General features: G+C 62.7%; 20 protein-coding genes. 14 read left to right on the top strand and 6 right to left on the bottom strand.

Translation table 11 applies throughout. From position 1 onward, the window contains the following. Positions 1-101 precede the first annotated feature (101 nt). The 3 genes from iolD to ACLIRY_RS15855 all read right to left on the bottom strand — a co-directional run bounded on the left by iolD (position 102) and on the right by ACLIRY_RS15855 (position 4,897). Complete coding sequence (gene iolD, locus ACLIRY_RS15845) at positions 102-1,958, bottom strand: 3D-(3,5/4)-trihydroxycyclohexane-1,2-dione acylhydrolase (decyclizing) (RefSeq protein ID WP_413206389.1); 1,857 nt, start codon at positions 1,956-1,958, stop codon at positions 102-104. A gap of 51 nt (positions 1,959-2,009) precedes the next feature. Then, the gene (locus tag ACLIRY_RS15850; RefSeq protein ID WP_413206390.1) at positions 2,010-3,932 is read right to left on the bottom strand and encodes a bifunctional 5-dehydro-2-deoxygluconokinase/5-dehydro-2-deoxyphosphogluconate aldolase; all 1,923 of its coding nucleotides are present in this window, start codon (positions 3,930-3,932) and stop codon (positions 2,010-2,012) included. A 131-nt stretch (positions 3,933-4,063) separates the two neighbouring features. Continuing rightward, positions 4,064-4,897: a MurR/RpiR family transcriptional regulator gene (locus ACLIRY_RS15855; protein WP_413206391.1), complete on the bottom strand. Its 834-nt coding sequence runs from the start codon at positions 4,895-4,897 to the stop codon at positions 4,064-4,066. Between the two features lie 363 nt (positions 4,898-5,260). Here ACLIRY_RS15855 and iolE point away from each other — a divergent pair, with 363 nt between their 5' ends. The 8 genes from iolE (at position 5,261) to ACLIRY_RS15895 (ending at position 14,034) form a co-directional block, all read left to right on the top strand. Beyond that, positions 5,261-6,178 carry a myo-inosose-2 dehydratase gene (iolE, locus tag ACLIRY_RS15860; RefSeq protein ID WP_413206392.1) on the top strand — a complete coding sequence of 306 codons (918 nt, stop codon included), beginning with the start codon at positions 5,261-5,263 and terminating at the stop codon, positions 6,176-6,178. Continuing rightward, positions 6,178-6,981 (top strand): 5-deoxy-glucuronate isomerase, encoded by an 804-nt coding sequence (iolB, locus tag ACLIRY_RS15865; protein WP_413206393.1) that lies wholly within the window; start codon positions 6,178-6,180, stop codon positions 6,979-6,981. The genes iolE and iolB overlap by 1 nt, the downstream gene beginning before the upstream one ends. 221 nt (positions 6,982-7,202) lie before the next feature. Next, positions 7,203-8,198, top strand: a complete 996-nt coding sequence (iolG, locus tag ACLIRY_RS15870) for an inositol 2-dehydrogenase (RefSeq protein WP_413206394.1) — start codon at positions 7,203-7,205, stop codon at positions 8,196-8,198. A 139-nt stretch (positions 8,199-8,337) separates the two neighbouring features. Then, positions 8,338-9,270 carry a sugar ABC transporter substrate-binding protein gene (locus ACLIRY_RS15875; RefSeq protein WP_413206395.1) on the top strand — a complete coding sequence of 311 codons (933 nt, stop codon included), beginning with the start codon at positions 8,338-8,340 and terminating at the stop codon, positions 9,268-9,270. Positions 9,271-9,336: 66 nt separating this feature from the next. Beyond that, complete coding sequence (locus tag ACLIRY_RS15880) at positions 9,337-10,443, top strand: ABC transporter permease (RefSeq protein WP_413206396.1); 1,107 nt, start codon at positions 9,337-9,339, stop codon at positions 10,441-10,443. Between the two features lies 1 nt (position 10,444). Next, complete coding sequence (locus ACLIRY_RS15885; protein WP_413206397.1) at positions 10,445-11,224, top strand: ATP-binding cassette domain-containing protein; 780 nt, start codon at positions 10,445-10,447, stop codon at positions 11,222-11,224. Positions 11,225-11,414: 190 nt separating this feature from the next. Next, complete coding sequence (locus tag ACLIRY_RS15890; protein ID WP_413206398.1) at positions 11,415-13,487, top strand: methyl-accepting chemotaxis protein; 2,073 nt, start codon at positions 11,415-11,417, stop codon at positions 13,485-13,487. 331 nt (positions 13,488-13,818) lie between these two features. Further along, positions 13,819-14,034: a DUF1127 domain-containing protein gene (locus ACLIRY_RS15895; protein WP_413206399.1), complete on the top strand. Its 216-nt coding sequence runs from the start codon at positions 13,819-13,821 to the stop codon at positions 14,032-14,034. A 395-nt stretch (positions 14,035-14,429) separates the two neighbouring features. On the opposite strand, the gene ACLIRY_RS15900 is transcribed toward ACLIRY_RS15895, so the two are convergent. From ACLIRY_RS15900 to ACLIRY_RS15910, 3 genes are all read right to left on the bottom strand, one after another. Further along, complete coding sequence (locus ACLIRY_RS15900) at positions 14,430-15,593, bottom strand: Gfo/Idh/MocA family protein (protein WP_413206400.1); 1,164 nt, start codon at positions 15,591-15,593, stop codon at positions 14,430-14,432. 453 nt (positions 15,594-16,046) lie between these two features. After that, complete coding sequence (locus ACLIRY_RS15905; protein ID WP_413206401.1) at positions 16,047-16,961, bottom strand: proline iminopeptidase-family hydrolase; 915 nt, start codon at positions 16,959-16,961, stop codon at positions 16,047-16,049. Positions 16,962-17,259: 298 nt separating this feature from the next. Then, the gene (locus tag ACLIRY_RS15910; protein ID WP_413206402.1) at positions 17,260-18,027 is read right to left on the bottom strand and encodes a helix-turn-helix transcriptional regulator; all 768 of its coding nucleotides are present in this window, start codon (positions 18,025-18,027) and stop codon (positions 17,260-17,262) included. 318 nt (positions 18,028-18,345) lie between these two features. On the opposite strand from ACLIRY_RS15910, the gene ACLIRY_RS15915 reads away from it, so the two are divergent. The 6 genes from ACLIRY_RS15915 to ACLIRY_RS15940 are packed head-to-tail and all read left to right on the top strand — an operon-like array spanning position 18,346 to position 23,989. Further along, the gene (locus tag ACLIRY_RS15915; protein WP_413206510.1) at positions 18,346-19,236 is read left to right on the top strand and encodes a proline iminopeptidase-family hydrolase; all 891 of its coding nucleotides are present in this window, start codon (positions 18,346-18,348) and stop codon (positions 19,234-19,236) included. After that, entirely contained in the window at positions 19,233-20,189 is a 957-nt protein-coding gene (locus ACLIRY_RS15920) for a proline iminopeptidase-family hydrolase (protein WP_413206403.1), read from the top strand. The genes ACLIRY_RS15915 and ACLIRY_RS15920 overlap by 4 nt, the downstream gene beginning before the upstream one ends. A 2-nt stretch (positions 20,190-20,191) precedes the next feature. Then, entirely contained in the window at positions 20,192-21,130 is a 939-nt protein-coding gene (locus tag ACLIRY_RS15925; RefSeq protein ID WP_413206404.1) for an ABC transporter permease, read from the top strand. After that, positions 21,127-21,981 (top strand): ABC transporter permease, encoded by an 855-nt coding sequence (locus tag ACLIRY_RS15930; RefSeq protein ID WP_413206405.1) that lies wholly within the window; start codon positions 21,127-21,129, stop codon positions 21,979-21,981. Before ACLIRY_RS15925 ends, ACLIRY_RS15930 begins: the two co-directional genes overlap by 4 nt. Further along, positions 21,978-22,973: an ABC transporter ATP-binding protein gene (locus ACLIRY_RS15935; protein WP_413206406.1), complete on the top strand. Its 996-nt coding sequence runs from the start codon at positions 21,978-21,980 to the stop codon at positions 22,971-22,973. The genes ACLIRY_RS15930 and ACLIRY_RS15935 overlap by 4 nt, the downstream gene beginning before the upstream one ends. After that, a complete protein-coding gene (locus tag ACLIRY_RS15940; RefSeq protein ID WP_413206407.1) occupies positions 22,970-23,989 on the top strand; it encodes an ABC transporter ATP-binding protein in 1,020 nt (339 codons plus the stop codon). Before ACLIRY_RS15935 ends, ACLIRY_RS15940 begins: the two co-directional genes overlap by 4 nt. Positions 23,990-24,000 lie beyond the last annotated feature (11 nt).

Raw genomic sequence — 24,000 nt, forward strand, 5'->3', positions numbered from 1 at the left:
AGACATTGTCATAAACCTGATCTAAATCATATGATTAGAGTGGAATGAGACGGAAAACCGCGCACACTTTTCCTCATTCCGCTCTGGCGCCGGAACGGAGCTCACCCGATCCGTTGCTTGGCTCGCCCCAGGACATAGGCGGCGCGCGCGGTTTGCACCTCCTCTCGCTCGCTGACTTCGGGCACGGCCACGTCCCACCAGAAGCCACCGGCCTCGGTCGTGATCAGGGGGTGGGTGTCGATGAGGATGAAGGAGGGGCCTGCCGTTTCCCGCGCCCGGAGCAAGGCGGCCTCCAGATCCCCGACGGAGGAAACCTTTTCCGCCGTCGCGCCCATGGCTGCGGCATGTTGGACGAAATCGATGGTTGGAACGACTTCCTGGCGGGCGTCCTCCAGCAGGTTGTTGAAGTTGGCGCCACCGCAGGCCATCTGGAGTCGGTTGATGCAGCCAAAGCCCCGGTTGTCCAACAGGACTACGGTGATCTTCAGGTTCAGCATGGCCGCCGTCGCCAGTTCGGAATTGAGCATCATGTAGGATCCGTCACCGACCATGACGACGACCTCCTTATCGGGTTGGGCCATCTTGACCCCCATACCGCCCGCGATCTCGTACCCCATGCAGGAGAAGCCGTATTCCAGGTGATAGCCGCCGGGAATCTCGGCCCGCCATAGCTTGTGCAATTCGCCGGGAAGGCCACCGGCAGCGCAGAGGCCGATGACCTCCGTTCCAAGGGCGCGTTGGACCGCACCGATGACCTGGGCGTCGGAGGGGCGTTCCGCATTGGTGGGTGCCGTGGCGGCGTCGGCGGCCTGGATCCAGCGCGCCTTGCCTGCTTTGGCCTCCTCGCTCCAGGCGGTCGGCGCGGTCCAGTCTCCCAGGGCGGCGTCGATTTCCTCCAGTCCCATCTTGGCATCGGCCACCACCGGCAGGGCGGCCCGTTTGGTGGCGTCGAAGGGTTGGGTGTTCAGGGCGACCAGAGCCATATCCGGGTTCTCGAAGACGGACCAGGATCCGGTAGTGAAGTCCTGCAGGCGGCTTCCCACCGCGAGGACCACATCGGCCTGGACCACCAGATCGTTGGAGGCCGAGGTGCCGGTCACGCCCACCGATCCCATGTTCAGGGGGTGGGAGGCGGGAAGGGCCGATTTCCCGGCCTGGGTCTCAAGAACGGGGATCCCTCGTTTTGCGGCGAAGGCGCCCAGGGTGTCTCCGGCTTCCGAATAGAGCACGCCACCCCCACCGATGATCACCGGCTTCTCTGCGGATCGCAGGGCCTTTACCGCTGCGGAGATTTCCAGGGAGTCGGCCCGGGGGCGGCGGGGGATCCAGACCTTTTCCGCGAAGAGGGACTCCGGATAGTCGAAGGCTTCCGCTTGGACGTCCTGGCAGAGCGCCAGGGTTACCGGGCCGCAGTCTGCCGGGTCGGTGAGGACCGCCATAGCCCGCCGCAGGGCGGGAATGATCTGTTCTGGCCGGGTGATCCGGTCGAAATAGCGGGAGACCGAGCGGAAGGCGTCGTTGACCGTTGCCGTGCCGTCACCGAAATCCTCTGCCTGTTGCAGGACCGGATCGGGAATCCGGCTGGCAAAGACATCGCCGGGTAAAAGCAGCAGGGGCAGGCGGTTCACATGGGCCACGGCGGCGGCGGTGACCATATTCAACGCGCCGGGACCGATGGAGGTCGTGCAGGCCATCATGCGGCGCCGGAAGGTGGCCTTGGCATAGGCCACCGCAGCATGGGCCATGCTCTGTTCGTTGTGGGCTCGGAAGGTGGGAAGGGCATCCCGCAAGGGATAGAGGGCCTCGCCAAACCCGGAGACATTGCCATGGCCGAAGATGGCCCAAACCCCACCGAACAGGGGAAGGGTCTCGCCATCAATGACCGTCCTTTGACGGGACAGGAACAGGGCCACGGCCTGGGCCATGGTCAGTCGACGGGTTTTTTCAAAGTCAGCCATTTTTCACTCCTCCCTGTGTTCTTTTAACCCCTTGTTTTCGCGTGGCGCCGCTCACTCCAGCGGGTCCAGTTCCAGGGCCAGCCAGGCTTCCGTCAGCTCTGAAAACCGGTGGGCCATGTCGTCGATTGCGGCCTTGTCGTCCATTTCGTTCCGGAGCCATGCGCGGGCCGCCGGGCCGAAAATGCTCCGCCCCACGGCGAACCCCTTCACGCTGGGCGCGCAGCGGGCCGCCTTGAAAGCCCGTCGCAGGTCGTCCAAGGGGGCGTCGAGCCCAAGGAGCAGGATCCCCCGACACCAGGGATCATTGGCCGTGACCGTTGCGTCAATCCTGGCCCAGGCATCCTCCGAGACTTGCGGCTCCAGTTTCCACCAGTCTGGCTTGATGCCGGCAGCGTAGACCTCCTCCAAAGCCCGGGGAATGGTGGTGTCATCCAGGGGGCCCAGGGTTCCGGCGATGATTTCCACCAGGAGCTCCCGGCCCACTGCCCGCGAGGCGTCGTAGAGGCCCCGGAGCTTGTCGATCTGTTGGGCCTTCAGGTCGGCGGGGTCGTCCGGGTGGTAGAAGCAGAGGCATTTGATGCAGTGATCCACCGGCCATTCGATCAGGCGCCCCCCCGCATCCTGGGTGACCTCGAACCGCAGGGGGCGGGAGCCCGGCTCCTCCAGGGGTTTGGCGATCCAGAAGGGATGTTTTACCGTTTCAAACAGGGCCGACCGGCCATATTTGTCGTCCAGCAACAGACCATATCCTGGCCGCCCCTGGGCCACCTGGGCTGCGGCGCGTACGGCGAGCACCTTGAACGCTTCAATCCGCGCCACATCGGCCCCGGCTTCGCGGGCCATGTCCTCGAATTGCAGGCGGTGGTCACAGGCCAGGGCCATGACTCTGGGGTGCTCTTGGCGCCTTGTTGTGGACCAATGCACATGGTTGAGCCGTTTGTCTTTGCGCAGAGCCCGGTGGGGGCTGCCTTCGTCCAGGAACAGGCGCAATTCCTCGAAGGTCGGGATTTCCGGCGAGCAGAGGAGCCGCGAAACGGCGAAGGCCCCGCAGGCGTTGCCCCAGGTGGCGGCGGTTTGCAGGTCCTCGCCCCCCAACCAGCCGCGCAGGAACCCTGACAGGAAGCCGTCTCCGGCGCCAAGCGTGTTGTAGACCTCGATGGGGAAGCCTTGGCCGACGATGCCGTCTTCCAGGGTCCCGCCGATGGGACCGTCATAGACCACGCAGCCCATGGGGCCGCGCTTGAGGACGATGACACCCGGGGTCAGGGCGCGGATGGCCAAAAGGGCCTGGAGCAGGTCTTCCTCGCCGGAGGCGATGCGGATTTCCTCTTCGGTTCCGACGATCAGGTCGCAGTCGGGCAGGATCGTCCGGTAGGCCTCGGTGACTTGGGAGGAGGCAATATAGCGGCTTTCTCCCGCATCATGCCCCGCCAGTCCCCAGAGGTTGGGGCGGTAATCCACATCGAAGATCACCTTGCGTCCCAGATCCTTGGCGATCCGGATCGCCTTCTTTTGGGCCGCCGCCGCGTTCGGCTTCGAGAAATGGGTGCCAGAGACGAGAACCGACCGGGAAGTGGCGATGAAATCGGGATCCACATCCCCCTCTTCCAAGGCCATATCCGCGCAATTCTCGCGGTAGAAGATTGTGGGGAAGGCCGTATCGGACTCGACGCCCAGGACCACCAGGGCGGTCAACCGGGTCTGGTCCGTCACGATCCCCCGCTCGGAGACCCCTTCTCGCACCATTTGTTCCCGGATGAAGCGGCCCAGGCCCTCGTTGCCAACCCGGGTGATGACGCCTGACCGCAGGCCGAGGCGGGAGGTGCCGATGGCGATGTTCGAGGGGCAGCCGCCCACCGATTTGGCGAAGGATCCCACATCCTCCAGGCGGTTGCCGATCTGTTGCCCGTACAGGTCCACCGACGACCGCCCAATGGTGATGACATCCAACTCCTGGTTCGTTGAACCGGCCATGCGTGTTCCTCCCAAAACAATTCAACACAATGCGCCCCGGGTGGCTCCGCAGACGGAGCCGGGACGGTGTTTCTTTTCTTCAGATGGAACACGTATTCTATATTTTGGTCAACGGGAAATTTTGTTCTGAATTACTGCTTTCGGGCCTCTGCGACGGCGACGGTCAGGGCCATGCAAAAGGCCATGGAAGCGGAAAGGGAGCGGAATCCGGAGAAATCCTGTTCGGCGATTTCGAACCAAATCCGCGCACATTCGGCGATGGGGCTGAAGGGGCTGTCGGTGATGGAAATCAAGGGAACGCCTGCTCCGGCCACGATGCGGGCCAGGTGCACGGTGTCGCTGGAATAGGGGGTAAAGCTCATGGCGATGGCGGCATCCCGGTCCGTGGCGCTGCCAATGAGTTCCGGGTCGATGCCGGGGGCAGACCCGGCGAGGACGATGCGGAGTCCCATTTTTGCGAAGGTGTAGGCCATGGAACTGGCCAAGGGATAGGCGCGCCGCCGGGCGATCAGATAGATGCAATCCGCCTTGGCCAGAATGGCGACGGCTTCGGCAAAGCGGGCCACCTCCACCCTGCGGGACAGGGCGGCGAGGGAACCAGCCGCCGCGTCGAGGAAACCATAGAGGATCTCGGATTCGGCGGACCCCTCGGTGTCGACTCGAAGGGCGCGGATCCGATCCTGGTAGGAGCTGCGTTGCTCTTTGATGCGCGACCTGAACACGTCTTTGAGGTCAGAAAATCCAGCATATCCAAGCTGCTTGGCGAAGCGGACCAGGGTGGAGGGTTGGACGCCGATGGCTTCGGACACGCTTGCCGCTGTCCCGAAGGCAAAGTCATCGGGATTGCGAATCGCATACTCACCAACCTGTGCCAATCGCTTGGGCAGGCTGTCCTTGCGGGCAACGATCATGTCCCGGAACTGCTCGAAATCGGTTGGAGGCGGTTCGAGGTTGTTGTCGGTCATCGAGGATCTCCCTGGCTGGACCCGTGGTCCCGGCCCCTTCGGTGAAAGCGGTGTTCTCTATTTGGAATATTAATTTCGCTAAAGCCTTCCAAGGATGTCAATGGGTTATCCTCTTCTCCCCAGGCTTTGCCCTAGGCCCGGCCACTCATTTGCCGATGGCTTTGATTTATCAGAGGAACTCTGGAATGGTCCCGACCGTGAAAAAACTTGTTGCATGGGGATGAAAATGGAATAAAAATTTCGATAATCGGTGGTTGGCACTTCGACCAGTCTCTAAATACGCGGCCCCAGGATAATCAATCGGCGAAAACGTCGGACAGGGCTTCGGGACAAAAGCACCCGGGAGAAAACGAAAGGGAGAGCATGATACACTACGGGACAAATCCCATTGCCTGGTCCAATGACGACGATCAGACCCTCGGTGCCGATATCTCCCTGGAGCGTTGCCTGTCCGAGGCTGCGTCCATCGGGTTCGATGGCCTTGAAAAGGGGCACAAGATGCCCGGTGATGCGGCGGCGCTGAAAGCCGTTTTGGCGCCCCATGGATTGGCCTTCGTCTCCGGCTGGCATTCCTTGAACCTGCTGACCCAGTCGGTGGACGAGGAAAAGGCGGCGATCCAACCCCATCTGGATCTTTTGAAAGCCATGGGCTGTTCGGTCTGCATCGTCTGTGAGACCTCCAATGCGATTCACGGGCGGGATGACCGGCCCATTTCCCAAAGTCCTGCCCTGTCCGATGGGGACTGGGCACAGTTCGGGGCGGATGTGGAGGCCATCGCCACCCATTGCGCCGAACAGGGGATCCGCCTGGCGTACCACCACCACATGGGCACCGTGGTTGAGACCCCCGACGAGATCGATGCCTTCATGGCCCATACGGGCCCCCAGACCGCTCTTTTGCTGGATACGGGCCACGCCCTGTTTGGGGGAGGGGACCCGGAAGCCCTGGCTGCCAAATACATGGGCCGGATCGCCCATATCCATTGCAAGAATGTCCGGCCCGCCGTGCGTGATCAGGTTCGCGCCGAAGGTTTGAGCTTCCTGGAGGGGGTGCGCAGGGGTGTCTTCACCGTTCCTGGCGACCCCGAGGGGGTGGTCGCCTTCGAGCCCGTCCTGCGCATCGCTGCGGAGCATGGCTATGAGGGCTGGTTGGTTATCGAGGCCGAACAGGACCCTGCGGTTCGTAACCCGGTCGAATACCAGTCCCTGGGGCTGCGCTCCCTGCGGGCCATGGCCCGCGCAACGGGACTGGATACGAGCAGCCAGGAAGGAGCGGCGTGATGGCGGATCTGCTGCGCAAACCACAAGGCGAGACCGGCAAGGTCCATGACATCACCCCGGAAAATGCCCAGTGGCGCTACGTGGGATTCGGCTTGTACCACCTGAAGGCGGGGGAGCAGGCCGGGGAGGAGACCGGCGACCGTGAGTGTATTCTGGTGCTGGTTGAAGGCAAGGCCGAGGTGTCGGCGGACGATCAGGCTTTCGGAGAACTGGGCGAGCGCATGAGCGTCTTCGAAGGGACGCCGCCCCAGTCGGTCTATGTCCCCAATGGGACCCGGTGGGCGGCCAAGGCGACCACCGATTGCGTGATTGCGGTCTGCACCGCACCGGGGCATGGTGGCCATCCGGCCCGCGTCCTTCCCGTTCCCTCCTCTGAGGTTCGGGGCAAGGGAGCCAATACCCGTCATATCAACGCCATCGCCATGCCGGATGCGGATGTGGCCGACAGCCTGCTGGTGACCGAGGTTTTTACCCCCCAGGGGAACTGGTCCAGCTACCCGCCACATCGCCATGACGAGGACCGGGAGCCGGAGATCACCTATCTGGAGGAAACCTATTACCACCGGCTGAATCCCAAACAGGGGTTCGCCGTCCAGCGGGTCTTCACTGAGGACGGCGAGATTGACGAGACCATGGCCGTGTCCGACGGCGACGTGGTCCTTGTGCCCAAGGGACACCATCCCTGCGGCGTCCCCTATGGCTATGACCTGTACTACCTGAACGTCATGGCTGGACCGGTGCGCAAATGGTGCTTCCGGAATCATCCGGACCACGACTGGATTTTCCAACGGGACTCTCAGTAGCCCCCTTCCTGGCGGGAACCCGGGAACTCTCTCTCGCCCGGCCCCGCCCCTTTCCGCCTGGCGGTTCAACTGGCGCGCTCTCCTTGGACCGCCAGGCGGCTTTTCCATCGGGACCGGACCTTGGTCCGGTTGGCATGCAGCGTTCAATACACCCGGCGGCACAGGTCGGCGATTTGGCAATACGTCCGACGGGAACCGTCGGCGATTTGGGAGGTCATCACATGTTGAAGGTTGGGTTGCTGGGGGCGGGGCGTATCGGCCAGGTCCATGCGCGGACGATCGCCGCTCATCCGCGAAGCCAGCTCCATTCCATTTCCGATGTCAATGGGGAGGCCGCTGGAGCCCTGGCCGCCCCCTACGGGGCAGAGGTCCGCTCCACGGAAGCGATCCTGGCGGACAGTGCCATCGACGCAGTGCTGATCGCCACCTCGACGGACACCCATTCGGATCTGATCGAGGCCGCAGTTCGGGCGGGCAAGGCGGTGCTTTGCGAAAAACCCGTGGACCTGAGCCTGAAGCGGGCGCGGGCTTGTCTCGCTGTGGTCCGGGAGTGTGGCAAGCCGGTGATGATCGGCTTCAACCGGCGTTTCGACCCCAATTTCGCCAAGCTGAAAGCCGCCTTCGAGGCGGGGGAAATCGGCAAGGGCGAACTGCTCTCCATTACCTCCTTCGATCCGGCGCCGCCGCCGGTGTCTTACATCAAGGTCTCTGGCGGTCTGTTCCGCGATATGACTATTCACGACTTCGACATGGCCTGCTGGATCATGGGGGCTGCGCCAGAAAAGGTGAGTGCCACCGGATCTTCCATTGTGGATCCGGCCATCGGAGAGGCGGGCGACATGGATACCGCCGTCATCGTCCTGCAGTACGCCGATGGGCGCATCGTGGCCATCAAGAACAGCCGCCGGGCCGCCTACGGCTATGACCAGCGGGTGGAGCTTCTGGGGTCCGAGGGGCTGCTTTCGGCGCGCAATATGCTCGAGCATACCGTGGAGAAGCTGTCGGCGGAGGGCGCTTTGACCGCCAAGCCGGAACATTTCTTCCTGGAGCGCTATGCGCGGGCCTATGTCGCGGAATGGAACGCCTTCGTGGAGGCGATCCTGGATGGGGCGCCGATCCCGGTGAGCCTGGAAGACGGCATCAACGCCCTGGCCGTCGCGGATGCGGCGACCCAGGCGGCCCGGTCCGGACAATCGGTCGCCGTTCAGGGCGCCTGACAGACATCCCGACGGAAAGGGGGAAAAACTCCCTTCCTTCGTCCCGTGAACCGGGACGGGATGCGCGGCAAAATCGGTCGCCGCGCGTGATGAAAAACAAAAAGACAAACAAACCGAACAACAGGAACAGGAGACGGACATGAAGCTTTCAAAAATTCTCGGTGGTGTCGCCACGGCCGCAGTGATGGCCTATGGGACAAGTGCCATGGCGTCGGATATCATTGTGGTCGCCCATGGTCAGGCCAATGACCCGTTCTGGTCAGTGGTGAAGAACGGCGTGGACATGGCCGCCAAACATACGGGCGCCCATGTGGAATTCCGCTCCCCGGAGACCTTCGACATGGTGGCCATGGGCCAGATGATCGACGCCGCCGTGAACCAGGAGCCCGACGGGCTGGTGGTGTCGATCCCCGATGCAGATGCGCTTGGCCCCTCCATCAAGCGTGCGGTCGAGGCGGGCATCCCCGTGATTTCCATGAACGCCGGTTCGGATGTGTCCAAGGAGTTGGGCGCCCTGCTGCATGTGGGCCAGGATGAGTTCACAGCGGGAGAAATCGCGGGCGCGAAGCTCGCGGAAATGGGGGGCAAGAAAGGCATCTGCGTCAACCAGGAGGTGGGCAATGTCTCCCTTGACCAGCGGTGCGAGGGATTTGCCAAGGGCTTTGGCGGTTCCGTGAGCGTTCTACCGACCAGCAACGATCCCTCCGAGATTGAAGCGAAGGTGCGCGCGGCCCTGGAATCCGATCCCGATGTGGATACGGTCATGGCCCTGGGGGCCTCCACGGCCGGTGAACCCTCCGTCGCCGCCGTCAAGGCCTTGGGACGCACGGGTGACGTGAAGGTTGCGAGCTTCGACCTGTCCGCCAGCTTCCTGGAATCCGTCAAAGCGGGCGACGCGGCCTTCGCCATTGATCAGCAGCAGTTTCTGCAGGGATACCTGCCTGTGGTCTTCCTCGCCCTGAATGCCGACTATGGGCTGATGCCCGGAGGCAACGTGCCCTCTGGCCCGAACCTGATCACCGCCGATAAGGCCGGTCAGGTTGTCGAGCTGTCTGCCAAGGGCATTCGCTAACCAGGGTGGCATGCCGGGAAGGGGATGGAAAGCCCGTCCCCTTCCCGTGATCAGAGGGAGGAAGTCATGTCCGAGGAAGCGACGCCCGCCGTCGACGAGAGACTCAAGGAGGAGTCCGTTATCGCCCATGCCATGAAGCGCCCGGAACTGGGTGCGGTGGCGGGATTGATTTTGGTGACGCTGTTCTTTGCCGTCACGGCGGATGGCAGCATGTTCACCCTATCGGGAACCTTCAATTTTCTGAGTCCGGGCGCGCAATTGGGAATTCTGGCCATTGGCGCAGCGATGCTGATGATCGGTGGAGAATTCGACCTGTCCATCGGGTCCATGGTCGCCTTTGCGGGCATGGTCTTCGGCGCCTGTGTGGTCAACATGGACATGCCCCTGGCCTTGGCCATTCCACTCACCCTGGCCGCTGCCGGTCTGGTGGGCTCGGTGAACGGCTATATCGTCATGCGCACGGGATTGCCGTCCTTCATCGTCACCCTGGCTTTCCTGTTCATCCTGCGGGGGCTGTCCTTGGTCGGCTTGAAATGGGTGACCGATGGATCAACCCAATTGCGGGGCGTGCGCGACGCCGTGGAGGGGGATGCCCTCGCGTCCTTTTTCAGCGGTGACGCTTTCAGCGGTCTGTTCGGTTGGCTCGCCAAGATCGGGCTGATCGATACCTTCAAGTCCGGGTCGCCCAAGGTGCCCGGCGTCCCCATCGAGCTTCTGTGGTTCCTCATTCTGGCTCTGGCGGCCACCTATCTTCTGCTGCGGACGCCCGTCGGAAACTGGATCTTCGCCGCGGGTGGTGACGCCAATGCGGCGGCCAATTCCGGGGTTCCCGTCCGCAAGGTCAAGATTGCGCTGTTCGTCTTCACCGCCTGCTGTGCCGCCCTGCTGGCGATCATCCAGGTGCTCGATGCGGGCAGCACCGATGCCCGCCGCGGTTTCCAGAAGGAATTCGAGGCGATCATCGCCGCTGTGATCGGGGGATGTCTGCTGACCGGTGGGTATGGCTCGGCCATCGGAGCCTTCTTCGGATCCATTATCTTTGGCATGGTGGTTATCGGGCTGACCTACACCAACTTCGACCAGGACTGGTTCCAGGTCTTCCTGGGGACAATGCTGTTGCTGGCGGTGGTCTTCAACAATGCCATTCGCAAACGCGTGACGGGGGAGCGGTGAGATGGGAGATCCGATCATCGAACTCGACGGCATTGAGAAGCACTTCGGCAACGTCATTGCGCTGGCCGGTGTCAGCTTTGACGTCCGCCCCGGGGAATGTCATTGCCTGTTGGGCGATAACGGCGCGGGCAAGTCGACTTTCATCAAGGTCATGTCCGGGGTGCACAAACCCAGTCATGGGACCATGCGGTTCGAGGGAAAACCGGTAACCTTCGACACGCCGCGGGACGCCATGGAGGCGGGCGTGGCGACCGTGTTCCAGGATTTGGCCATGATCCCCTTGATGTCCGTGACCCGGAATTTCTTCATGGGTCGGGAGCCGACCAAGGGGAAGGGGCCGTTCAAGCGGTTCGATGTGGCCAAGGCCAACGCGGTGGCGGTCCAGAAAATGCGGGAGATGGGGATCAGCCTACGCGGTCCCGATCAGGCGGTGGGCACCCTGTCCGGTGGCGAGCGCCAGACCGTGGCCATTGCCCGCGCCGTGTATTTCGGCGCAAAGATCCTCATCCTTGACGAGCCGACATCGGCCTTGGGGGTGCGCCAGACCTCCAATGTCCTGGCGACCATCGACAAAGTCCGCAAGCAGGGGGTCGGCGTGGTGTTCATCAGCCACAATGTGCGCCATGCCATGGCCGTGGGGGACCGGTTCACCGTCCTGTGTCGAGGCAAGACTCTGGGAACAGCCTCGCGGGGGGAGATCTCTGCTGACGAATTGCAGGAGATGATGGCCGGGGGGCAGGAGCTGGCCGAGCTGGAAGGCTCTCTGGGTGGGACCATTTGAGATGGGGAGCCCCTTTTCCCTGGCGGCCTTGGAGCGCTCCCGCGCCGCCTTCACGCCGTGAGGTGGGGCTGGCTGCTGTAGAAACACTGTGAAATCAGGTCTTTGCGGAAAGCTAGGGCACTGAGCGGTTGGTGGAAGGGATGGGGCAACGTCCCCCTTGATCGCTTCGGGGGAGGAAAGGGAGGGGCTCATGGAAACAGCCGATCGGGCGGGCAGACCGGCGGAAACGCGGCGGCGCAGGACCGGTATCACCGATATTGCGTCCATACGCGTTTATATTTTTACCTTTTGTGGCGTCATGCTTTTGGGCGTGGCGGCCATCGGGTTGAGTTGGTGGCTGGGGGATCGGCAGGTCTCCGCCGCCTTTACGCGGAATCAGGTCTTCAACGATGCCGTTAACCGTGCCTATGACATTGAGCTGGTCGTCCGGGCCATTCCCGAGGATATGGTCCGCTACGCTCGAACGGGGGCGCCAGAGCGGCGGGATCGGGTGTGGCAGGCCCTCGACCAAGTGGGATCTTACCTGACTGAGGTGAAAGCGTCTGATCTGGCTGCGGATGTTGGCTCGGATGTGGACGGTGCCCAGGGGCCCTTGGCGGATCTGCGCGACCGTTTCCAAGCCTTGGACCAGGAGGTTGCCAAGCTGGGCCACCGTGATGGGGGCGCCGGAGGCGAGGCGCCGCCACCCGATACGCTCCTGGGAGGGATCGCTGCTTGGGGGGAGGCCATTCGAGATCAGGGGGATAAGGTGCGGGTGGCCGGAGACGCGATGGGGTCGGCCAAGCTGCTGGGGCAAATGCCGAAAATCGACAAAGCTGTGGAGGACATCCTTGCCGGAGACCCCGGCGCCGCAGAGGAAGCCTTCCAGGTCTTGACCGCCCGGTTCGAGGGCCTGCGCCGGATCATCGGGAAACTTCGGGTCGAGGACACCCGTTTGGCTCCGGCCCTGACGGAGGCGATCGACGGATACGAGACCTCGGTCAAGGGGTGGATTGCGTCCTCCCAGGCCGCCATAGGTCTGTTGGAGGACGCTCAGGGGCGCTATGAGACTCTGTCGGAGCATCTGACCCAGGCCCGGGATCACTTGTCCAAGACAGCACAGGCCGCCGGGATCCGGCTGAGAGCCGTCCGCTCCGAAACGGGGGCCTGGATCATGGCCATCGTCGCCGGGGTGGCCTTGGCGGTTCTGGGGTTCCTGGGGCTCATGACCTTTGGCGTCGTTCGGCCCCTGGAACAGGTCCGGCAGGCCATCACCGAACTGGCCAAGGGCGACCGCCATGTGGTGCTGGCCAGTCTGCCGCGTCGGCACGAATTGGGCGCCATTGTCGATACCCTGCGGGTCTTCCGTGACAATGCGGCGGAACGGGCCCGTTTGGAGCGGCAGAGGCGGGAGGAACAGGAGCAGCGGGAGCGCGGTAACCGGGATCTGAGGGAGCGGATTGCTCGGTTCGAAGGGGATATCGGCGCGGTGGTCTCCGGTATCGGTGCCGCTGCGGAGCGGATGGAGGAAACGGCAAGTGGCTTGACCGCCTTTGTTGATGGCTTTCGGAACAGCACCGCCTCGGTGACGCGCGCAACCGAGGTGGCGGCAGTGAACATCGACGGTGTCTCGGAGGCTTCGGGCGAATTGAGTTTGTCCATTTCCGGAATCGGGCAACAGGCGAGCAGCGTCATGCAAACCGTTTCCCAGGCTGTGGATCAGGCCGGACGCACTCAGGTTATCGTCGGCGACCTGGACGCCATCGCGGGTCGGATTGGCGAGGTGGTGGTTCTGATCCAGGCCATCGCCAGCCAGACTCACCTTCTCGCCCTGAACGCAACCATCGAAGCCGCCCGCGCGGGAGAGGCGGGGAAGGGCTTCGCCGTGGTTGCTGGGGAAGTGAAAAATCTGGCCGAACAGACTGCAAAGGCCACAGAGGACATTTCTGACCAGGTCTCGGGCGTTCAGAAGGCCACCTCGGAGACGGTGGAAGAAATGGACCGCTTGACCGGGACCATGCGAGAGATCGACGGCATCATTCAGGCCATTGCCGCAGCCGTGAAGGAGCAGGCTGCTGCGACCGAAACGATCTCTGGCAATGTGCGGGAGGCGGCGGTCGGGGCGGCGGATGCGGTCGGGGATGTCCAACGCATGGCCGTTGCCGTGGATGACACTTCGAGAAACGCCACGGATGTGCGAGAGGCTTCGGATGCCGTTGGCTCCTGGGCGCGGGATCTGGAGCGCCATGTGTCCGGTTTTCTGAGGGAAATTGGCACGACTTGAGAGACCGTTATACCAAGCGGCGCGGGTTGAAACCCACGCCGCTTTTCTTGCGTTCAAACGCCAGGCGGGCTTTTACGCGCCATAAGGCGCGGCGGCCAGTTGGCCGCTTCCAAGGTGCGGTGAGGCAAACGCACCGCACCTTGGTATTAGGCCCAGTCTGACTCAGTCATAGCGCTCCTTTCTCGGCGAAAAGAGCGGGGTATCGCTCATGCAGTTTTCGCACAGCTGTTTTACCGGTTTGCCGATTGTGCAGGTGCACAATCGGCGCTATCTCCTTGGCCAATGACCATGAATAAGCGCCCCGATCCGGCGCCTTATAGGAGCTAGCGAGATGGCGACGATAACCTCTGTTTCCCAAAACCGGTTCGATATCTTCGCCCTGTTTGGCCAAATGATGGCGCATGTTCGCGTCTCTCTGGCGCAGTGGCGGGCTTTCCGCCGGACCTACGACGAACTGAACTCGATGAGTGATGCGGAGCTTGACGACCTGAATATGCGCCGCTGTGATCTGCGGGATATCGCCTGGCAGGCCGTTCGCGGGAATTGACTGGCTTCCGCGTCTGTTCCGGGCGGTTGATATGACGGAAAACACGGGAGACGATAGTGTCTCGTGTTTTTTGGGCGATTGCCCAAGCCCATTTGGGGGCAAATGCCCCCAAACCCCCATTTTTCTTGTGGCCTGGGGTCCGGGGTCTGGGGCCTTTCGGCCAATAAATGCCCGGGGTCTGGGGCCTTTCGGCCAATAAATGCCTTGAGTCTGGGGCCTTTCGGCCCCAGTGGGGGACGGGGCAAAGCCCCGTGAAGGGAACACTCTTTTCTGTCGCCTCCGCGAAAGCAGGGGTCTGTATTTTGTGTTTTTGTTCTGAAACCGCCACCGCATCTGGATTTCCGCTTTCGCGGGACTGACGACTTTGGATCCTTCGCGTATTTTTCCGCAGCCTGTTATGTGTAATCCACCCAGACCCCACCGGCATCGGCGGAGCGTACGCAGGAGTCGACCCAACGGACGCCGTTGAGGCCTGCGTCGATGTCCGGATACCAGAAGTCCGCAGGCAGGGGACTGCTTGCGCCGACCATGGCGATGGCGAAGCGGTCGTACAGATTGGCCCAGGCCTCGAACAGGCCTTCGGGATGTCCGGCAGAGATCCGGTCTTCCTCCAGGGCATCGGGAGTTAGGTAGGACATGCCCCGCTCCAGGATACGGGCGGGCTCTCCCTGGACTTCGAAGGTCAACTGGTTGGGCCGCTCGTCCCACCACTCCAGGCTGGCTTTTTCCCCGACGATGCGGACTTTCTGCCCGTGCATGGCGCCCGCGTTGACGCAACTGGACCAGACCGTTCCGAAGGCACCGTTGTCGTATTCCATGAGAGTGACGGCGTTGTCTTCCAGGGGCGCGCGGCTTTTGACGAAGCTTTGCCGGGCGCAGAGCAACCGCTTGATCGTCAGGTGGGGGAGGATGACTTCGGACAGGTAGACAGGATGGGTCGCCAGATCGCCCAGGACATAGCTGGGACCGGCGAAGCGGGGATCCACCCGCCAGCGGGCGGCGGCGTCGTGCTCCTCGACGGGGGCGCTGTGGAAGCCATGGGCGAATTGTAGGTTCACCAGCCGAATGTCCCCCAGAATACCGCTGGCCACCATGGCGCGGGCTTGGCGGATTGTCTGGTATCCGGCGTACCCATAGGCGACGCCAACGACCCGGTTCTTGTCGGCGGCAAGAGCCTTGAGGTCTTCGGCCTCGGCTACCGTAAAGCAAAGGGGTTTTTCGCAAATGACATGCAGCCCATGCTCCAGGGCCCTTTTGGCGATGGCGTAATGGGTGTTGTTGGGCGTGGCGATGGAAACCGCCTCGATGCCGTCGGGCCGCTTCGCTTCCTCTGCGAACAGAGTTTGGTCATCGGCATAGCAGCGATCCGCGTCCAGACCGAGGGCGACGCCGAAGGCCCGACCGCGCTCCGGATCAATGTCGAACGCGCCCGCCATCAGATTGTACAGGCCGTCCCGCGTGGCGGCGCAGCGGTGACTATAGCCGATTTGGCTGTTCTTGCCACCTCCCACCATGGCCCAGCGAATGGGGCGGGTGGACCTCCGTTCTCCCGAAATCATGAACACCTCTCCTTGTGATTCCGCAGTCTCGGGCCTGACGCCGGATGGGCCATGGCCGGACCGTCTCTTTGGGTCTCAGGGATCGTAAGGGGGAGAGCCGGGGGCAGCTACTTCTTTTAGAGCATCGAGGTCTTCACTTTTCACAGGACACGACAGTGTCTCGTCTTTTTTGGGCGAGTGCCCAAGCCCCTTTGGGGGCGATGCCCCCAAACCCTCACTTTTCTTTTAAAAATAACAGCCTGGAGCCTTTCGGCCAGTAAATGCCGGGGGTCTGGGGCCTTTCGGCCCCAGTGGGGGACGGGGCAAAGCCCCGTGGCGGGAAAGGACCGACTGTCGTGTACCGTGATCACTTTTCCGCTCGGTATTCTAAACCTCTGACTTTGACGCAAATCGTCACGCCTACGGCGTGCGTTCCGCCCGTCGCAATCTGTTCCAGATTGCTCGGGATTTGCTCTAATCGGTGTTTCCTGCGTCGATTTCGTCGAGGAAGGCCGCGACGGTGCGCATGCAGGCATCCCGTTCCTCCACATGGGGCATGTGGCTGGAGTCCTCGAAGATGACCCAACGGGTGTTGGGAATATTGTCCGCGAAGGGCTGGACAACGGCGGGGGTGGCTTCGTCATGGCGACCGGAAATTAGCAGGGTCGGGGCTTCGATCTGATGCAGGCGGTCAATCACCGACCAATCCCTCAGGCTGCCGATGACGTGGAATTCCGTGGGCCCGTTCATTGCCCCGTAGACCGTGGAGTCCGCATCCATTAGCGCGAAGGTCCGTGCGACCTCCTCGGGCCAGGGGACGACGCGGCAGACATGCCGGTTGTAGAACACCTGGGACGCGGCCTTGTAGTCCGGATCGGTCAGCGTTCCCGCCGTTTCGTGGCGGAGCAGGGTGTCTTGGACCTCCGGCGGGAGGGCTTGGCGCAGGCGGTTGGCCTCGCTGACCCAAAGCCGCATGGAGGGAGGGGAATTGGCGAGGATCAGGCCCTTTAACCCCTTGGGTCGACGCACCGCGTGTTCGGACCCCAGCATACCGCCCCAGGATTGGCCGAGGTACATGTAGTTGTCCGCGATCTTCAGGTGCGCGAGCAGATTGTCGAGCTCCGCCAGGAACAGCGCGATCGTCCAAAAGTCCGAGGGGGCATCGGGCAGATGGGTCGAATTGCCATTGCCCAATTGGTCATAGTGAATCACCGCGCGGCCCGTGGCGGCGATATCGCGGAAGGAGTCCACATAGTCATGGGTGCATCCCGGTCCGCCATGGGCGACGACCAAAGGGGTTTTGTCCGCGTCAAGGTCGCCGGTAATACGATACCAGGTTTGGTGCTCGCCGAAGGGGGCGAAGCCCTCGAATGACATCTGGGAGGACACGGCTGGCTTCCTTTTCCGCTCGTTTGACGGGAAAAGCCTAGCCGGGAAGGGGGGGCGCCGGAACCCTCTCAAAACTAATAGGATGCTGTCCTGTGGATGGAGGTCCGACCGGTCGCCGGATCAAGGGGCTTTGCCACCTGCTCCACTGGGGCCGAAAGTCCCCAGTCCCCCAAGTCCTTAAAAACGAACAAAAGAAAGGGAGGTTTGGAGGCTTGGCCTCCAAATGGGTTCGGGCGATAGCCCGGGTTTTGGTCACAGTGTCGTGTCCTGTGTCTTAGCGGTCTGGCTGGTCGCCGGCTCAGAGATCCAGCAGGCGATAATGGTGGGCGAGGACGACCGCATGGGTCCGGTTGCGGGCGCCCAGTTTGCGGATCGCCGAATTGATATGCAGCGTGACCGTGGGAATGGACCGGTTGAGGCGATAGGCGATTTCCTTGGCGGTCAGGCCTTCGGCGGAATAGCGCAGACATTCCCGTTCCCGGGGGCTGAGGGAGACATGGGCGCATTGGCGCTCCCGATCGTCCAGCAGGGGGAAGAGGGAGTCGTGGAACATCTGCCCGGCCAGGGAACAGGCGGCCAGGGCGGAATGGGCCTCCCGTTCGAAGCCGCGTCCGGCGCCCCGCCGAATCGCCGTGAAGGTCGCCAGGTCCCCCCGACCGAGGTGGATGGGAACGGTGATCCCATGGGTGAGATCCGCGTCTTGGAGGAAGCGGGCGACCGGTGCATGTTTGTCGGTCATGTATCCGGCCAGGGCGCTGGGATTTTCGTCCTCACGGTAGGACCAGATGAAGGGGGCCGCCATGCGCGAGGCCATGGATTGAACGGGATCCCGTTGGTAATAGCCATGGTCGCACCAGAGGGTCCGCATGTCCTCAGGCACATCCCGCAGGGTCAGATGCGAGGGCGTCAGCAGGTCACCCGTCGGCGAGAAGGCCACGGGACTGTAGTCGTAAATCAGCGAGGTGAACCCCAGGGCACGAACGGCATCCAGGGCCAGATCGGCCTTCTCGTCGACCGTGGCCCCGGACGAAAAGAGGGAGTCGTAGTCGGTGATGGTGTCGAGCATCTCATGGCTCCCTGGTCGTTGGTGGAAGAGGATGGATCCAGACCCCCCCGCCTTAACGGATCCCTTCCCCTTCTGTTTGGGGGCTTGGCTGTTTGGGTGGCCGTGTCCGGACGGTCTGCACTCTGATGGCCGACGTTCGGATAGCCTGCGTTCGGATGGCGGGCCGGTGGTCCCCTCCGCGCTCACCAATTAATCACAGGTGCGGGCCACGCTCAATTCCTCGTCAAACTATTAGTTTTGATGGGTGGCGCGCAAGGAACCCGATCCACTAGGCTTTCCGTACAGTGAGCGTGGATGTTGAGGAAAGGCAGGCGGGCCATGTGGCGAGAGTTGGAACCCGATTGGCGCAAAACCGTCGAGGTGGATGGATTCGCCGTCCAAGCCTACGGTTTTGGCGAAGGGGACGAGGTTGTCTTGTGCCTGAATGGCGGGCCCGGCCTTCCCTGCGACTACCTGCGCGAGGCCCACTCCTGTCTACGGGACAAAGGCTACCAAGTGGTTGCTTTCGACCAACTGGGAACGGGCGCCTCGGACAGGCCAGAGGATCCAACCCTGTGGACGATAGAGCGCTACGTGGAGGAAGTCGAGACCCTGCGGCTGGCCCTGGGATTGGGCCGAGTCCATCTGTTGGGGCATTCCTGGGGGGGCTGGCTGGGCATTGATTACGCCCTGACCCACCCGGAGGCCCTGCGCACGCTGATCCTGGAAAACACCGTGGCGGACATGCCCCATCTGGTGTCCGAGCTGGAACGTCTGCGCGGTGCCCTGGGCTCCGAAACCCTGGCGATGATGCGCCGACACGAGGCGGAAGGCACCTTCGACCACCCGGAATATCAGGCGGCGGTGACCATTCTGAACTATCGCCATGTCTGCCGCCTCGACAGTTGGCCCGCCCCGGTCGAACGCTCCCTGGGGGACTGGAACATGGGACCCTATGTCACCATGCAGGGGCCCAACGAGTTTTTGTATACGGGCAATCTGAAGGACTGGAACCGGGTGGCGGATCTGCATCGCATCACCGTTCCCGTCCTGATCACCACCGGTCAACACGATGAGCTCACCCCGGCCTGTGCGCTGCGCATGAAGCTCCATCTGCCCGACTCGGAATTGCATGTTTTCCCCAACAGCAGTCACATGCCCTTCTATGAGGAGCCGGATGCCTATTATCCCGTGTTGCTGGATTTCCTTGAAAGGAATCGCGGCCAATGAGTGGGACCATGGCGACAACGGGCCTGCTGGCCAATGGCTTCCGGGTGTGGAGCGATCGGGCAGCCGATGAGGTGACGGATATCCCCGTCCAGGGGCATCGGGTCCGGGCCTATTCCTATGGCGATGGGGAGGAGGTCCTGTTCTGTCTGAACGGCGGGCCGGGGCTCCCCTGCGATTACCTGCGCGATCCCCATGTTCCCCTGACAGGGGCGGGCTATCGCGTCGTCTCCTACGACCAATTGGGGACGGGGGCCTCCGACCACCCCACCGATCCCGCCCTTTGGACCATCGAGCGCTATGCCGACGAGGTGGAGGCGGTGTTGCAGGCCCTGGGCCTGGAAAAGGTCCACTTCCTTGGCCATTCCTGGGGCGGCTGGTGTGGCATTGAATATGCCCATCGCTATCCCCAGCGGATCAAAAGCATGATCCTGGCCAACACCTGCGCCGATATTCCCCATTTGATGGGCGAAATCGAAGGGCTCCGGAACGCTCTGGGATCGGAGACCGTGGCGATGATGCAGCGCTACGAAGCCCTCGGCACCTATGACCATCCGGCCTACAAGGCGGCGATCACGCTGCTCGATTACCGCCATATCCGGCGTCTGCCCGAGCGCCCGATCCCGGCGGCCCGGTCGAACGACGGGTTCAACCAGGATATCTACCGGGCTGTTCAGGGGCCGAACGAATACCACTACATCGGCAACCTGATCCGGTGGAGCCGTTTGAAGGAGCTGGAGGCCTTCGACTGGCCGACCTTGATCCTCAACGGCCAGCACGATGTTCTGACGCCCGCCTGTGGTCGCCTGATGCATCAGGCCATCCCCGGGTCGGAGATCCGGATTTTCCAGAACAGCTCCCATTCGCCCTTCTTTGAGGAGCCGGAAGCCTATCGGGCGACCCTGTTGGATTTCCTTGGGCGAGCTTGCGGGCATTCCAGCGGCTTTGGGAGCTAGGTATGGGGCGGTTTTCGTTCATCCTTCGGCGTCCCCTACAGCTTCTGCCGGTGCTGTTCGGGATCAGTGTGATCACTTTCGTGTTGGTCCATTCGATTCCCGGTGATCCGGCACGGACCCTCCTTGGCCCGCGCAGCACGCCCGCAGCCATCGAGCGGATCCGGGAGCAGTTCGGCCTGAACGAGCCCCTCTGGGTGCAATACGTCTACTTCGTAAAAAACCTGGTCCATGGTGAAATGGGCAAGTCCATTCTGTACAAGGTGGATAGCCTCAAGCTGATCGCCAGCCGCATCGAACCGACTCTGTTCCTGGTTCTGGGTGCCGTCGTTTTGGCCCTGCTGATCGCCGTTCCGCTGGCGACGGCCTCGGCGCGGAACCGGGGTGGCCCCATCGACCATATCATTCGTCTGCTCAGTACCGCCGGTCTGGGGTTTCCCCCCTTCTGGCTGGGAATCATGCTGATCCTGCTGTTTAGTGTGCAGCTTGATCTGGTGCCGGTCAGTGGCTATGGGCGGACGGTCCTGGACAAGCTCCATCACCTGATTTTGCCCTGTCTGACGGCGGCGCTCGCCCTGTCTGCGGTGCTGACCCGAAACCTGCGCGCGAGCATCCTGGCTGAGTTGAATTCGGATCAGGCGATGGCGGCCCGGGCCCGTGGGCTTCCTGAATCCCAAGTTTATTGGCGCCATGTGATGCCCAATTCCCTGGTTCCCACCATCAATCTGCTCGCGGTCAATATTGGGTGGCTGATCAGCGGTTCGGTGGTCATCGAGACCGTTTTCGCCCTGCCTGGCATGGGACAGTTGCTGGTGCGCGCCATCTTCACCCGCGACTATATGATCGTGCAGGCCGTCGCCATGGTCTTTGCTTGTGCCACGGTTTGCGTCAACTTCCTGGCCGACATTCTGACCGTCGCCGTCGACCCGAGGATCAAGCTGTGAAGGCCGCGCGTTCGACCTTGGCCCGGGGGGGCTGGCGGATGTCCTTCGGCGGGGGGAATGTGCCCCTGTATCTGGGCATGGCTATTATCGGGACCTGGTTTTTGGTGGCCCTGCTGGCCCCGGTCCTGGCGCCCTATGATCCCATCTTGCAGGATGCGACGGCGCGGATCTCCCCTCCCAGCCTGGATCACCTTTTCGGAACCGATAATTTTGGGCGGGATATCCTGTCCCGGGTGATCTGGGGGGCCCGGGTGGATCTGCAGATTTGCGTCTTTGGCGTGGTCTTTCCGTTTCTGATCGGGACCTTCGCGGGAGGGCTCGCCGGGTTCTTCGGCGGATGGACGGATAGCCTGTTCATGCGTCTGATTGATATCGTCCTGGCCTTCCCCTTCCTGGTCCTGATGTTGGCAATCATCGCCATCCTTGGTCCTGGCCTGGGGAGTTTTTATCTGGCGATGGCCCTGGTGGGCTGGGTGTCCTACGCCCGATTGATCCGCGCCCAATTCCTGGTCCTCAAGAATGCCGATTTCGTCCAGGCCGCCGTCAGCCTGGGATATGGTCCGCTCCGGGTGATGGTCCGACATCTGCTGCCCAATGCGATCTTGGGATCTGTCGTCTTTTCCATGTCCGATGCCGTTCTGGTTCTGTTGAACGGGGCGGCCATCAGCTACCTGGGGCTGGGTGTGCAGCCCCCCACCGCCGAATGGGGGATCATGATCGCTGAAGGGCAAAGCTTCATCTCCAGCGCCTGGTGGATCACCGCCGTCCCCGGTTTCGCCATCGTGTCCCTGGCCATGGGCTTCAGCCTGCTCGCCGATGGCCTGGGTGAGGTTCTGGGAGTGAAGGAATGAGCGAGCCCATCCTCAGCCTGCGGGAGCTGTCGGTTTCGGCTCAGACTCCGCAGGGGCCACGCGCCATTGTCGATCGGGTCTCTTTCGATCTGGACCCGGGTGAGATCCTCGGGCTGGTCGGGGAAAGCGGGTCGGGCAAAAGCGTCACCTGTCGCGCCCTGATCCGGCTTCTGCCCAGTTCGACCCTGTCGATCACCGGTGGGTCGATCCTGTCGCAGGGCGAGGAGGTGCTGACCATGGATGATCAGCGGCTCCGGCGATTGCGCGGGGGCTCCATCGGCATGATCTTCCAGAACCCGACGAGCCATCTGGATCCGGTGATGAGCATCGGGGACCAGATCATGGAAAGCGTGCGCCACCACCGGTCCGTCGGCAAGAAGGACGCCCGGGACCGGGCCATTGAGGTCCTGACCCAAGTGGGGATCCCCGATCCGGTCCACCGACTGACCAACTATCCCCACGAGTTCTCGGGCGGCATGCGCCAAAGGGCGATGATTGCCGTTGCCCTGGCCTGTGACCCGGACGTGCTGATCGCCGACGAGCCCACCACGGCCTTGGATGTGACCGTTCAGGCCCAGATATTGCGTCTGTTGATGGACCTTCGTGATCGGAATGGCCTGTCCATCATCCTCATCACCCATGATCTGGGCATTGTCGCCCAATCCTGCGATGGGGTGGCGGTCATGTACGGGGGCCGCATTTGCGAGCGTGGTCCCATGCGCACCATTCTGAGCGACGCCAAGCATCCCTATACGGCGGGATTGATCGCCTGTCAGCCAGGGGAAGCCCCCAAGGGCCAGCCGGTTCGCACCATTCCCGGTCAGCCCCCGACCGTCGGTGCCATGCCCTCGGGATGCCGCTTCCACCCCCGCTGCGCCAAGGCCCAGGCGGATTGCGCGGTGACCCAACCGGCCATGGTGGCCCTGGCCCCGGACCATGACTTGGCGTGCCACCATCCCTTGGGTTCGAGCGAAGGGGGGCTGTCCGCATGAGCTCCCCCATCAATCATGGCCCCCCCCTTCTCGAAGTCGAGGACTTGGAAGTCCACTTCAATCGCGGTCGGAGTCTCTGGCCCGGGGCCAAGTCCAGGACCGTGCGTGCGGTCAACGGGGTCTCCCTCACCGTCCGTCCCGGGGAAACCATCGGTCTGGTGGGAGAGTCCGGTAGTGGCAAGAGCACCTTCGGCCGGGCTGTCCTGCGTCTGGAAACCCCTACGGCCGGATCGGTTCTGTTTGAGGGCGTGGATATGGCGCGGGGGACGCGCGGTGATATCGCCACCCTGCGGCGGCGAACGGCGATGATCTTCCAGGACCCCTATGGCAGCCTCAATCCCCGCATGACCATTGGCGAAGCCATCGCCGAGGTCCTTCGGGTCCACCGGCTGGTTCCTGCAGATCGGATCAATGACCGGGTGGGAGAATTGCTGACCCTGGTCGGTCTGGAGCCTGCCCAGGCCACCCGAAAGCCGGGCGATATGAGCGGCGGCCAATGCCAGCGGGCGGGGATCGCGCGGGCTCTGGCGATCGAACCCCGTTTGATCATTGCCGACGAATGCGTTGCCGCCTTGGACGTGTCCATTCAGGGACAGATCATCAATCTGTTGATGGAGCTGCGGGCCCGCATGGGGCTGGCGATGATTTTCATTGCCCATGATCTGGCCATCGTGCGGCATCTCTGCGACCGGGTGGCGGTGATGTACCTGGGCCGGATCGTGGAGGAGGGGCCGACGGAAGCTGTCTTCACCGCGCCGCGCCATCCCTATACGGCCTCTTTGATCGCGGCCATCCCCGACATCAATCCGGATAACCCCTTGCCTGCGGATCCCCCACCGGGTGATCCGCCCAGTCCGGTCCATTTGCCTCCCGGCTGTCCGTTCCATCCCCGCTGCGCCTTTGCCATCGAGGCCTGCAGCAGCGGCGGGCCGCCACCCAAAAAAGGGGATGAAAACCACTGGGGCGCTTGTCTTCACCCCCCGTCGGTTTTTGCCCCTACCGTTTCTACCCAATGATGAACCCCCGT

This window comes from Rhodospirillum sp. A1_3_36 (assembly GCF_047263945.1).
In the GTDB taxonomy this organism is placed as follows: domain Bacteria; phylum Pseudomonadota; class Alphaproteobacteria; order Rhodospirillales; family Rhodospirillaceae; genus Rhodospirillum.

Bases quoted from the DNA above. Each gene is read 5' to 3' on its own strand.
- iolD (WP_413206389.1), bottom strand. From the start codon at position 1,958: ATGGCTGACTTTGAAAAAACCCGTCGACTGACCATGGCCCAGGCCGTG.
- ACLIRY_RS15850 (WP_413206390.1), bottom strand. From the start codon at position 3,932: ATGGCCGGTTCAACGAACCAGGAGTTGGATGTCATCACCATTGGGCGG.
- ACLIRY_RS15855 (WP_413206391.1), bottom strand. From the start codon at position 4,897: ATGACCGACAACAACCTCGAACCGCCTCCAACCGATTTCGAGCAGTTC.
- iolE (WP_413206392.1), top strand. From the start codon at position 5,261: ATGATACACTACGGGACAAATCCCATTGCCTGGTCCAATGACGACGAT.
- iolB (WP_413206393.1), top strand. From the start codon at position 6,178: ATGGCGGATCTGCTGCGCAAACCACAAGGCGAGACCGGCAAGGTCCAT.
- iolG (WP_413206394.1), top strand. From the start codon at position 7,203: ATGTTGAAGGTTGGGTTGCTGGGGGCGGGGCGTATCGGCCAGGTCCAT.
- ACLIRY_RS15875 (WP_413206395.1), top strand. From the start codon at position 8,338: ATGAAGCTTTCAAAAATTCTCGGTGGTGTCGCCACGGCCGCAGTGATG.
- ACLIRY_RS15880 (WP_413206396.1), top strand. From the start codon at position 9,337: ATGTCCGAGGAAGCGACGCCCGCCGTCGACGAGAGACTCAAGGAGGAG.
- ACLIRY_RS15885 (WP_413206397.1), top strand. From the start codon at position 10,445: ATGGGAGATCCGATCATCGAACTCGACGGCATTGAGAAGCACTTCGGC.
- ACLIRY_RS15890 (WP_413206398.1), top strand. From the start codon at position 11,415: ATGGAAACAGCCGATCGGGCGGGCAGACCGGCGGAAACGCGGCGGCGC.
- ACLIRY_RS15895 (WP_413206399.1), top strand. From the start codon at position 13,819: ATGGCGACGATAACCTCTGTTTCCCAAAACCGGTTCGATATCTTCGCC.
- ACLIRY_RS15900 (WP_413206400.1), bottom strand. From the start codon at position 15,593: ATGATTTCGGGAGAACGGAGGTCCACCCGCCCCATTCGCTGGGCCATG.
- ACLIRY_RS15910 (WP_413206402.1), bottom strand. From the start codon at position 18,027: ATGCTCGACACCATCACCGACTACGACTCCCTCTTTTCGTCCGGGGCC.
- ACLIRY_RS15915 (WP_413206510.1), top strand. From the start codon at position 18,346: ATGTGGCGAGAGTTGGAACCCGATTGGCGCAAAACCGTCGAGGTGGAT.
- ACLIRY_RS15920 (WP_413206403.1), top strand. From the start codon at position 19,233: ATGAGTGGGACCATGGCGACAACGGGCCTGCTGGCCAATGGCTTCCGG.
- ACLIRY_RS15925 (WP_413206404.1), top strand. From the start codon at position 20,192: ATGGGGCGGTTTTCGTTCATCCTTCGGCGTCCCCTACAGCTTCTGCCG.
- ACLIRY_RS15935 (WP_413206406.1), top strand. From the start codon at position 21,978: ATGAGCGAGCCCATCCTCAGCCTGCGGGAGCTGTCGGTTTCGGCTCAG.
- ACLIRY_RS15940 (WP_413206407.1), top strand. From the start codon at position 22,970: ATGAGCTCCCCCATCAATCATGGCCCCCCCCTTCTCGAAGTCGAGGAC.